We start from the raw sequence: 12,318 nt of genomic DNA, 5'->3' as shown, positions 1-12,318 counted from the left end.
GTGTATAAATTATACAAAATAAGTTGGATACAATGTATAATTATCTTGATTTTGAAAAACCAGTTGCTGATCTTGATCTGCAAATTCTTGAATTAAAAAAAATTGCTCAAGAGAAAGGTAGTCTTGATATGAGCAATGAGATTGCGCGTCTTGAAATGCGTTCTCGAACAGCTTTGCAAGATCTCTATAAAAAATTGTCACCATGGCAAAAAACACAAGTAGCTCGTCATCCTGATCGACCTCATTTTATGGATTATTCAGCGCAATTGTTGACTGATGTTACACCTTTGGCAGGTGATCGTAAATTCGCTGAAGATGCAGCTATTCAAGCTGGTTTTGCACGCTTTAAAGGTGAAGCAATCGCTTATATAGGTCAAGAAAAAGGTCATGATACACAAACCCGTTTGCACTATAATTTTGGTTCTGCAAGGCCAGAAGGATATCGTAAAGCTGTGCGTATTATGGAAATGGCTGATCGTTTTCAATTACCATTACTGACTTTTGTTGATACGGCGGGTGCTTATCCTGGTGTGAGTGCTGAACAACGTGGACAGGCAGAAGCAATTGCTCAATCAACGGCAGCAACCTTACGCTTACGGGTTCCTGTTGTTTCCGTTATTATTGGAGAAGGAGGTTCAGGGGGAGCGATAGCAATTGCTGCAGCCAATAAAGTTTATATGTTGGAGCATTCGATTTATTCGGTTATTTCACCAGAGGGGGCAGCTTCTATTTTATGGCGTGATTCAGCCCGTGCAAAGGATGCGGCAATGAATATGCGCATTACTGCTCAAGATCTTTATAAGTTACAGATTATTGATGGTATTATTCCTGAGCCTTTAGGAGGAGCGCATCGAGGAAAAGAGATTGTAATTGAGGCAGCAGGTAATATTATTTCAGATGCTTTAAAGTCTATGGCTGATAAAGATGGTGAAACTATTAAACAAGAGCGGTGGGAGAAATATCTTCAAATCGGTCGTTCTTTGAGTTAATATATTTACTGTCGGAGACCTTTTATTCAATGAAATTAAATAGATTGTTTTCAACGTTGCTTTTTATTCTAACTGGAATGTTGATGGCATGTCAGGAGAGATTACCTACTTCTTTCAGAGCTAAAATTGAACAGCCATTGCCTCAAGAAGTTTTCAATAAAATGGCTATGTATGATATTGATCAGTATGCACCAATTATGATGCGATTTTTTAAGGAAGAAAATATTGCTGAAATTTGGAAGCAAAATCGTTCAGGAGTATTCGTTCTTGTTATAAGTTATAACATTTGCAAATGGTCGGGTCAGCTTGGACCTAAGTATCGAGAAGGCGATTTTCAAGCTCCAGAAGGTTTTTATACCATTCAGGCAAATCAAATGAATCCTTATTCGAAATATTATCTTTCTTTTAATATAGGTTTTCCTAATCTATATGATCGGATTCATGGCCGTACAGGAAGCTATATTATGGTTCATGGAGCTTGTTCTTCTGTAGGCTGTTATTCAATGAATGATAGAAATATGGCACAAATCTATGCTTTTGCGCGAGATGCTTTTAGAGGTGGGCAAAAGGAATTTCAGTTACATGCTTTTCCTTTTCGCATGACCGATGCTAATATGCAACGTCATCATGCCAACCCTCATTATAAATTCTGGAAGATGCTCAAAGAAGGCTATGATTTTTTTGAAATAAACCGTAAACCTCCCAGAATTAGTGTTTATGATAAACGTTACATTTTTGATCATTTTACTAATAAAGCTTCAGTTGCTGTAGCCTTATAAGGGCAATTATATCATATAATATATAATTCTTTTATCTTTTACAATACGCGCTAATTCTTTCATACAATATATTAACGGTTATAAGAATATATTAAAGAGTAAATTGTGTGCGAATGTTTGATTTATTAATGGGCAAAGGAAATTAAAATTTTACTCCTGGAATAACTAAAGGGTTATCTAACATAGCAGCTTTATCTGGGGTATCTATTGCTGGTTTATTTAAACAAGCATCGAATAGTTTTTGTATTGCTTCTTTCTCAACACCATGGGTAATAATGACAAAGTGAGTTTTTGTGATTCCTTTTGGCCATGCCGAAAGCCTTATTGGTGGATGAAAAAATGTTTGTACACCATGAAGAACAATTGGACTATGCGGATTATCGTGCAATGCGATAAGTGCTTTTATACGGAGTAATTTTTCACCATAAAGATCTTTTAAGAGATCTAGAAAAGCTTTTAACGTAGCGGAGTGAATCGGTTCATTACAGTCTAATGAAAAGGCACGAAAGTTTTGGTAATGAGAATGATCATGTGGAACAGTGGCCAGCCATTTTTTTAACTCTATATTATCTCCTTTTTCATTCCAAATTGTTTTATTTATTAATTCATGTAGTTTGCATTGATCAGAATGGAAATTGATAATTTGCGCTGTGGGATTAAGAGCTTTGAGTTTGTTGGTGAGCAAATCGAGAGGAATTTTATGATCAATAAGATCGGTTTTTGTAAGAATAATTTTATCAGCGAAAGCCAGTTGTTTTTGTATTTCAGGGTAATGCTCGAGGATGGAAAGAGAGTTTAATGCATCAAATGTTGCAATAACGCTATCAATAGCTAATGCTTGAATTAAGACAGGATGGCTTAGAAGGACTTGTAAAATAGGGGCAGGATCAGCTAAACCTGTTGTTTCAATTATAATGCGATTCAATTTTTTAAGATATTTTGTTTGAGTGTGATCAATCAAGTCAACTAATGTATCGATTAAATCACTATGCAAATTGCAGCACAGACAACCGTTTGTTAATTCAATAATTCCTTCTGTCGCTTTTTTAATAAAAAGATGGTCGACGCTTACTTCACCGAATTCATTAACGATAACAGCACTGTTAGCTAAAATAGGGTCTTGCAGCAAGTAGTTGAGCAAGGTTGTTTTACCAGAACCTAAAAAGCCGGTAATGAGAGTGACGGGAATACGTGTTGTTTGTTGCATTTGAAATATTAAATGTGATTGACTGCTTTTATCATAGGGTGATAGAGAGGTCGTTTATGTGGAATGGGAATTTTTCGTACTATTTTTCCATTGATTTTTAATGCTTTTGGTATGCTAATGAGTTGTACTTTCAAAGGAAGAATGGAAGAAGGTAAAGCGGTAATTAAAGGTGAAGTGAAAATGATATTTCCTTCTTCATCATAAGAATTTAAACGCATTTTTATAGCTTCAGGTGCACATATTTGTTGTCTCATATCGGTTGTTTGTGACATTTTTGTACCATAAGGTTCTAATGTTGCTAATGTTGATTGGAGAGATCCTTTGTCTGAAAACCCTTCATCAAGCAATTGTGCTGCTTTTTCTTCTCTTTTATTGACGCTGTCCGATCCTAAAATAACAGCGATAATTGTTCGCTTATTTCGGGTTGCTGAAGCAACAAGATTGAAACCGGAAGCACAAATAAATCCTGTTTTCATGCCATCTATGCCATCAAAACGGCCAATAAGATTGTTTGAATTAAATTGGATTTTTTTTCCGTTGCCAAAATCAATGGCTGGAATAGAAAAATAATGAGCATATTGAGGAAATTCTCGACGAATTTGAACCGCTAAAAGAGCAATATCTCGCGCTGTGGAGTAATTATTTGGATCTGGTAATCCACTTGTATTTGTAAAATTGGTTCCGAACATACCTAGACGTTGAGCTTCCGCATTCATTTGTTGTACAAAAGCTTCTTGTGAACCAGAAATAGCTTCACTTATAGCAATAGCTAAATCATTTGTGGATTTAACCAGAGTAATTTTTAAAGCAGTATCAAGTGTAAGAACAGAACCAGCTTTATAGCCTGAATTGATGGCAGGGGCTTGTGCTGCATTTTTGCTGATGGTGATATGCTTGTGGGATGAAATTTTTCCTGTGCTCATAGCTCGAAAAATGACATAAGCTGTCATTAATTTTGTTAAAGAAGCAGGATACCAACGTTCAAAAGCTTGGTTATGCTTTAATATTCGTCCAGTTGTAGCATCAACAGAGATAAAAGGATGAGCAAGAGTCAGAGAGCTTGTTATACTTAGAATGAAAGATAAAAAAAATGTGTGGAAAAGTTGGTGCATAAAGTAAATTCCCCCATTGTTTTTAAATTTAAATGATCCAGCACTGTTTGAATTTTATTGTAAAGATTTTTGTTATACATAGAGAATGAATATTTAATCACACACAGGTCCTTTCCAATTATGGCCAAGTATTTCAAGTCTTTGAACAGCAGAAGGTGGCATAGGGGGAGGATTAGGATCTTGAGCAGCTAATAGGAGTAATTCATCACAAGCTTTTTCTGTTTTTTGAATGAGTTGATCTAGGAAATCATGTTTATTTAAGCCGGCTTTAATAGGAGGAAGAATACGGACGCGGATTGTTCCTGGATAGCGACGAAAATTATTACGTGGCCAATATAAACCAGCATTGTGGGCAATGGGTACAACTTGAAGTTTGAGTTCATTATAAAGAGCAATAATTCCTGGTTTATAATCTGGATCTTGGCCAGGTTTTCTGCGTGTTCCTTCAGGAAAAATGATGATTTCACGCCCTTGTTTTACTTTTTGTTTTGCATTGTGTAAAATGATTTTGAGAGCTTTAATAGGACTTGTCCGGTTAATCGGAATAATTTGTGTTTTTGCCATGTACCAACCAAAAAGGGGAATCCACATTAATTCACGCTTAATGATGAGAGCGGGATCATCAAAGTAAGGGACAAGGCTAAAGGTTTCCCATGCGGATTGATGTTTTGGAGCAACGATATAAGCACCACTTGGGAGATTTTCTATACCTTCAATTTCATAGTCTGTTCCAGTAATGTGTTTGTGCAAAAACAGTGTAATACGTATCCACATTTTAGGTATAATCCACGCCTTTTTACGCGGCATTAAAAAATAAAAAGGCGCATAAAGAACCATTTGTACAAGAGTTGCTGTGTAAAAAACGACTGTAAAAAGAAGAGAGCGAAAGATAAGCACCATATTTCTCGTTTCATGTCTATCAGGAAATTCTATTTATAATGCAGTTTATATGAGAAAACACCTTTAATTGAAATTTTTTCAAGGATTTCTTTTAAAAAATATTTAAAACTGTGGGGAAAAAAGCATATGACATCACAGATTGGTAAAGATAAGTTTTTTCATTCCACGAATTTTATCCATTGCTGCTACTGATCCTTCTTGGGGTGCTGGAATGCAGGCCGATTTAAAGGTTTTTGCAGCAATGAAAGCTTATGGTATGAGCATAGTTACAGCTATTGTTGCACAGAATACACAGTGTGTGTGCGCTTTTCAAGTGTTGGATGCGTCTTTTGTTGCTGATCAAATTGATTCGGTTTTTGAAAATGTTCATGTTGATGCCGTTAAAATTGAGATAGTGGCAAATGCTCAAATTGCGCAGGTTATTGCAGAGCGTTTAGTTTATTTAAAGCCTCTTTTATTGTTTTTGATCCGGTTATGTTAGAAAAAGTGGTGATGTTCTTTTGAAACCTGATGCAGTTGAAGTTGTTCGTAATGTTCTTATTCCTATGTCGACACTGATTACACCAAATTTCTTGAGGCAACCATGTTATTGAGACGTGAAGTCAAATGGTCATTAGATGCTATGTATCAATGTAGTCTGCAACTTTTGACATTGGGTTATGGTGCTGTTTTATTGAAAGATGGGCAGTTAGATGTTTTTGCTTGCAAGACTGGAAATCATTATGATCTTTCTAGCCCAGATCTTTAATTGTGATTTTGAAGGTATTGTGATGCTTGACGTTTCTCGTCTCATTACAACCAATGATCATGGTACAGGTTGTACTATTTCGGCCGCGATTGCAGCACTTTTGCCTACAGCATCTTTAGTTGATGCAGTCAAAAAAGCTAAAAATCATTTGAATAGTGCTTTATCTGCTTCAAATATTTTACAAGTAGGAAAGGAACGAGGTCCGCTTCATCATTTTTGTGAATTGTGGGATCATAAATGAAAAAGACTCTTAGAAAAAAGTCTATAGCTTAAAGATTAGATTAGTTCACATTTTAAAATAAATTCACACTAACCAGTGGAGCGGGCGATGGGATTCGAACCCACGACCCCAACCTTGGCAAGGTTGTGCTCTACCCCTGAGCTACACCCGCTTAAAAATTTGAAACACTTTTTCTCAAACTTTATTTGTATGGCGTAGGCTTTTCTGAATTGCAACAAAAAAATAATGTTTTGTATAATTTATTTTTTGATGTTTAAAAATTAGAATAGAGATTGGTTTTAAAAGTGCTTTTTAAGTCAATTATTCTCTATGATTTTTTTACCCGTAAGAGTATAGCCGTGTTGAAAAGTGAGATTATGTTTTATTGTGATTACTCTTTGGGAATGAAAATTTGATAAAAGCAGAAAATCACATTAAAAGTGCTTTTCATAGAAGATTATAAGTATAAGTTGCTAGAAACAGTAATTTTGCAAAATAAAAATGTTTGGTGAAATCTTCATCTTGAAAAGTCTTTTCAGAATCACACGAACAATCCTGTTAACAAAGAGTTTGTTGTTGTACTCGATACAGGAAATAATTTGGTATTTGATAAGCTTTCTTCAGTATTAAGTTTAGGAATAGCTGATTTTGTGATGTTTTGACGAAAAATTATTAAACAAAAGAGGGAAACCATTAGTATAGTGATGAATTCTATGCGTTAGATTTTTGATTATAGGGAGTAGATTCTGATGTTGCATAACGAAAAGTAATCTGGGACATTGTCAAAAAGAGTGTAAAAGTTTAATGTTGTGGATAGCTAAATTGAACTATTTCATAAGTTTTGTAGCGAAGCTTTTGATGATAGACTTTTAATGGATTAATGTTTTGGCTCATAAGAAAGCACATGAAGTTGATCAGTTTTTAAAATATTTTTCACGTTCTTTTCCTATTGTTTTAATTTATGGACCGGATCGGGGTCTTGTTTGTGAACGTGCTCAGCGTTTTGCTAAGCTCACCCAGGTGGCAATAGAAAACCCTTTTTCAACCGTTCGTTTGGATGCTGCTGAAATTGATAAAGACCCTGCACGATTAGGAAATGAAGCGCGTACTTTGTCACTCTTTGGTGGTGATCGTTTAATATGGGTATCAAATGGTGATAACCACAAAGGCTTTCTTAAAGCACTTAAATTTTTAATAACAGAACCACCGAAAAAAAGTTTTATTTTAATTGAGGCGGGAGATTTAAAAAAAGGAGTAGGATTACGCAATATTATTGAAATGGCATCTACAGCAATTGCTTTGCCTTGTTATGCAGATAACGTTCATTCTCTTAATGGATTGATTGATGAGATTTTAGATGAGTTCAGTATAACTCTCTCTTTGGAAGCACGTCAATGTTTGCACCAAAATATAGGTGAAGATCGTCTTGCATCACGTAGTGAATTGGAAAAGCTTTGTCTTTATGCTTTAAAAAAAACTCATATTGCTCTTGAGGATGTAAAAGCTGTCGTTAGCGATGTGAGCGCTCTTTCTCAAGATGAAGTGATTGATGCTGTTTTACTGGGAGATTTAGCAGGTTTTGAAACTTATTTTAGTCGTTATGTAGTTATAAACAGCAGATTTCTCTTTATTTTGAATGTAGCTCAAAGGAATTTTCAACAGTTACAGCTTTTACGTTATCAAGTGGAAATTGAAGGTAAAAATTCTTTTGAAGTGGTTGCTCAAGCTCGACCACCGATTTTTTTTCAAAGAAAAAAAAAAGTTGAACAAGCTTTAAGATATTGGAACTTGGAACAAATTTTATATGCGATGAAAAAAATACAATCCGCTATTTTAGAGAGTCGTAAAAACCCACTTTTGAATGAAACAATCATTCACCAACTTCTGTTGGAATTGACAATTATTGCAAAACGCCAAAAGGATTTGTAAGATATCTAATCGTATTCACACCGGATTTTTTTGGTATTTTTATGAATGTGCACAGCAGAAATTTTCTTTTATTGTATATAATGCGATGTCATAGTCTGTTGTGCTTGATCATAAACAAACTACTTTGCCAGTTCTTTGGAAGATTGTGCGTATTGCTGATCATATATTTCAGAGTTAGTGATAAACATTATATGCTTCTTGCTAACATCAATCAACCGATGCTATTTTGAGATTAATAATATTAGTTGTTTAACGGCATAACAAGTTATTAATTGCTATTTCCTTGTCTATAGCAAGAAGTAATAATAAATTACTATCCTGCTCATATCAGGAAAATAATTGCACAAATCACCTTATACATTACATTACACAAATTCTTGATTATAACATCTGATTAAGAGTATTTACATAATTACCTTCTCATATCAGAGTTGTCTTATTCCTCAAAATAGGTCCTTCCTATTAATAAATCTTATATTTAACCAGTTAGATCTATATTTTTTATCAGAATTTTAGAAACTTGTATCATGAACGAACTGTAGCTCTTCATGGTATTTAAGGCTTAAAAAGCATATGAGTTAAAAGCTGAACCAGTTCTTATTATTCTGATGATATTTAGCTATCACTAACTTGAATAGCTACTTCTGATTCAGCTTTGTATAAAGATCCTCTTAGCTTTAAAAACATTTGCTCGCAATTCTTTGCATTTAGTTTAATTATAGTAACATATAGGGGGTTCTCTACAGAATATTTCTGTATACAGTATATACTCATAGCCTAATCTAATAATTTTTAAGTAGTCATTGAATAAAACTGAGGCATCGTATCAAGTTTATTCTACTAAGTACAAAATTCCACGTTTTTAGCGCTTATTACTTATTTTTAGCGCTTATTACTTATATTGTTTCGTAAAGTCTCTTTGTAAAAATATAAAATACAATGACTGAACTTAACTATTTTTGCTTTTATAATTTAGCTCTATAGTGCCTGGTAAATTTCTTATTTCTTGATAAAAAAGCTTTTTCAAAAAACGTAATTTCCCATAAACCTGCAAATTATCACAAATAATAGCTTTATTTTCAATATGTGTAATCCTCAATCTTATATCTGCATAGACACATTATTTCTATTCTGCCACCTTTTTTCAGAATTAGGTATTTGGAGATTATCGTTATTTTCATAGGCAGTTCTATAATTATCAGTGTTATCAGTTTTAAGAACTTTAACTTTGTTCTCCTCAAGAGTTTGAACTGTATTTTCATCAAGAGTTTGAGCTGTATTCTCATTAAAATTCAACATATTGCCAAAAACTGCATCCTTAAAAAGGTTTGTATCATAAATCTCAGCATTGCCAAAAACTCGAGCTTGACCGAAAACTGCGGAATTGCCAAAAACTCGAGCTTGACCAAAAACTCTAGCCTTTTCATAAATTTTTGCAGTACCAGAAATTTCCGCTTTTTCAGTAATCGCAGCGTTATCATAAACTTTGACTTCATCATAAATTTTAGCTTCTCCGAAAATCTGAGATTGTCCGAAAATTCTAGCATCACCATAAACTTTGGCTTCATCCCAAATTTCGGTTTTTTCGTAAATCTTAGAATTGCCATAAACTTGGGCATTATCACGAATTCTAGCGTTGTTAAAAACGAGAGCATTTCCGTAAACCTGAGCATTTCCAGTAATCAAAGCTATGTCATAAACCTTAGCAAATTCATAAATCTGAGCTCTTTCTGCAACTACAGCTTTCCCGAAAATCAGAGCATTACCATAAATTTGAGTGTATCCATAAACTTGAGCATAATCATAAATTCTAGATTCACCCGAAATTACACTGTTACCATAAACTTGGGCATGTCCCCAAATTTCGACTTTATCTTTAACATGAACATCATGAAAAATCTTAGCTTTTTCATAAATTTTGACGTTTCCATAAACCTGAGCATTGTCACGAATCTGAGCATAACCAGAAATTATGGCATCACCAGAGATTTTGGCATTTCCAGTAATCGTAGATTTACCAAAAATTTCCGCATTGCCTAAAACTGTTGCATTTTTTTTAATCTTACCCCCCCAAATCTTGGCATTTTGGTAAACATGAGCATTGCCACAAACCAAGCCCGATCCCGCAACACTGGCATCATCATAAACCTTAGCAGTATCATAAACTTTACCATTACCATAAACTTTACTTTTCCCACTAATCTGGGCATTGCCATAAATTTCAGCATTACCATAAATTATGGCATCTTCATTAATAAAACAATTTTCATAAATTTGAGCGTTGCCAAAAATTTTATTTCTGCCTTTAATCTGAGCATGTCCATAGATCTTTGCATCATCGTAAATGTTCGGATTTCCATTGATCTCAGCATATCCATAAATTTTGGCACTCCCATGAACTTGGGTTGTTCCACGAACCTCAGCTTTGCCAAAAATTTGAGCCTTCCCATAAACCTTGGTTATTCCATAAATTTTGGCTTTTCCATAAATTTTGGCTTTTCCATAAATTTTGACTTCATCCCTAATTTGGGCATCGTCATAAACTTTAGCTTCTCCAGTAACCTGAGCATCTCGATAAATCCAACAGTTGCCCTTGTGTGACAAATTATTTTCATTTTGAATAACACCACCAATATCACCTTCTCTTACATCTCCGAAGGATCTAAGAGCTATAATACGATACAATTCACTGGAACCCTCCAAGATTATAAGGCGATACTTTTTTTCTACGGATTGATTTGATTGGGATTTTTTTTTGGTGGGCGTTTTTTTTGAGTTTGCTGGTAAGGTCATGTAACAATTCTTTCTAATCTAATATTAATAAAATTTTAGAAATAAAGTACTTCCCCCCTTAACATCTAATTTATCCTATTTAAGATATGCTTATCGTGCTTATAATATGCTTAAATATTTATTAGTATCAAGTTTAATCTCTATAGTCTCCTATAATTTTTTACTTCATTAAAGTAATATTTATAAAATATTAAGATATTTATAATGCAATAAAAAACCGGGTATTATTTTACAAAATATCTTTAACATAAATCATATAATGAGCATTTCTCACTATAAAAAATAATGATATAAAATAAAAGAAGAACATTTAATAGTGATTAATTTGAATTGCAAGCATTTTCAAACATAATATGTTATAATTGTCATATAAGAAACAAAATGTTAATAACACATAATCAAGAAAATGCTCTTATTCTCTCCTTCTGTAATAAATTACAAAATTATGTTCATAGCTATTTAGTTAAAGAGTTATTATATATTTACAGTATAAAATCTAATCGTTTTTTAAAGAAAAATGAAGTAATGAAAATTAATAAGCTTAAATTTTTATTGCATTTTTATTCAAAATTTTAAATTCAAGTAAGGAATTATTTTCAAAATAATTTGAAATCAAAGGAAAATATATCTCATGAATTACTCATCTGTTTATTTTCAATTTTGGAAGATTACAAATAATTTTTATTGTTGCTAAACTGGCGATTAATAAATTATTAGAAATGATTCTAATGGATAAGTTATGTTGTGAATTCTTTCAACAGTATAATTTAAGTAGCATCATTAACAACTTCGCTTATTTTACTATTTTTACAATTTATCGCTTCATTACCTATTCAAGAGCAGATCTATCATCTACAATATATTTATAAGATTCAAGAGAGATATTTTTTATTGTGATATTGTTTATTGTAGAGAACAACAGATTTATCTTCTTTTTATTTAATTGTAGCAAATTTCATTTCTGTAATGTGTTAAAATGTTTTGAAATTAGCGATATTCGTAAGTTTAGGATTTCCTTTTTCAAAAATTACTAGAGATGTTCGAAACTTTCATAATTCTTATATAAGCTACCTAATTTCCATTCAACTGTAATAAATGTCCAAAAATCTTAGGATTCTTTAAACATAACGAATACAAGATAATTCCTTGAGAAAAGTTGTTAGCGTAGTAAATGTGATAGTTCTTTAAATGCTAGATCTTATAGACTTAATAGAAAGATCATAGTATTTTTCACCAGGATAAACAGTTCCAAAATGTACCAATTTCTCATCAGGAATAACATTATGCTGTTGCAAGCCATTACTCTGTTTCCTCTGTAGAGTTTGCAAAAAGGCGAAATTATTGTTCGCTTTTATTAACAAACACATCAGTATTCTCGTACAAATAATCTGAAAAGCATTGGCTATTATATATTTTACTGTATTTAGAAAATTTTTAATAATTAAAATAGAGGAAATTTCAAAATAGATATTAATAGAAACACGAATTAATACGAGAAAGTAAAATTAATATACAAACTCGTGTTTTATATTATGTCCGAACACTTTAGAATTTTGGTGATTTTGTAGAAAATAATAGGAAATAAAAATAATCTATCATATGATGGCTATTGTTGGACTTAGGGCAATTTTTGGGTTTATG

Annotated in this window: 7 protein-coding genes, 1 tRNA gene and 1 pseudogene; 4 read left to right on the top strand and 5 right to left on the bottom strand. The window is 33.0% G+C overall.

What is annotated here, in order from left to right; all coding sequences use genetic code 11:
- Positions 1-32 precede the first annotated feature (32 nt).
- Positions 33-989, top strand: a complete 957-nt coding sequence (locus T420_RS0104225) for an acetyl-CoA carboxylase carboxyltransferase subunit alpha (RefSeq protein ID WP_013545636.1) — start codon at positions 33-35, stop codon at positions 987-989.
- 29 nt (positions 990-1,018) lie between these two features.
- Positions 1,019-1,768: a L,D-transpeptidase family protein gene (locus T420_RS0104220; protein WP_026501170.1), complete on the top strand. Its 750-nt coding sequence runs from the start codon at positions 1,019-1,021 to the stop codon at positions 1,766-1,768.
- A 142-nt stretch (positions 1,769-1,910) separates the two neighbouring features.
- Here T420_RS0104220 and T420_RS0104215 read toward each other — a convergent pair whose 3' ends face one another.
- From T420_RS0104215 to T420_RS0104205, 3 genes are all read right to left on the bottom strand, one after another.
- A complete protein-coding gene (locus T420_RS0104215; RefSeq protein WP_013545634.1) occupies positions 1,911-2,975 on the bottom strand; it encodes a CobW family GTP-binding protein in 1,065 nt (354 codons plus the stop codon).
- 8 nt (positions 2,976-2,983) lie between these two features.
- A complete protein-coding gene (locus T420_RS0104210) occupies positions 2,984-4,087 on the bottom strand; it encodes a D-alanyl-D-alanine carboxypeptidase family protein (RefSeq protein WP_013545633.1) in 1,104 nt (367 codons plus the stop codon).
- A gap of 93 nt (positions 4,088-4,180) precedes the next feature.
- Positions 4,181-4,987 carry a lysophospholipid acyltransferase family protein gene (locus T420_RS0104205; RefSeq protein WP_049785197.1) on the bottom strand — a complete coding sequence of 269 codons (807 nt, stop codon included), beginning with the start codon at positions 4,985-4,987 and terminating at the stop codon, positions 4,181-4,183.
- A 139-nt stretch (positions 4,988-5,126) separates the two neighbouring features.
- On the opposite strand from T420_RS0104205, the pseudogene thiD reads away from it, so the two are divergent.
- Positions 5,127-5,976: pseudogene (gene thiD, locus T420_RS06960) on the top strand (bifunctional hydroxymethylpyrimidine kinase/phosphomethylpyrimidine kinase).
- A gap of 76 nt (positions 5,977-6,052) precedes the next feature.
- Here thiD and T420_RS0104195 read toward each other — a convergent pair.
- Positions 6,053-6,127: transfer RNA gene (locus T420_RS0104195), tRNA-Gly, on the bottom strand.
- Positions 6,128-6,840: 713 nt separating this feature from the next.
- On the opposite strand from T420_RS0104195, the gene holA reads away from it, so the two are divergent.
- On the top strand, positions 6,841-7,884 hold the full coding sequence (gene holA, locus T420_RS0104190) for a DNA polymerase III subunit delta (protein ID WP_013545630.1): 1,044 nt from the start codon (positions 6,841-6,843) through the stop codon (positions 7,882-7,884).
- 1,101 nt (positions 7,885-8,985) lie between these two features.
- Here holA and T420_RS07125 read toward each other — a convergent pair.
- Entirely contained in the window at positions 8,986-10,677 is a 1,692-nt protein-coding gene (locus tag T420_RS07125) for an LbetaH domain-containing protein (protein ID WP_013545628.1), read from the bottom strand.
- Between the last annotated feature and the right edge of the window lie 1,641 nt (positions 10,678-12,318).

This window comes from Bartonella clarridgeiae ATCC 51734 (assembly GCF_000518185.1).
Taxonomy (GTDB): Bacteria; Pseudomonadota; Alphaproteobacteria; order Rhizobiales; family Rhizobiaceae; genus Bartonella; species Bartonella clarridgeiae.
This window is presented reverse-complemented; position numbering and strand designations above follow the sequence as displayed.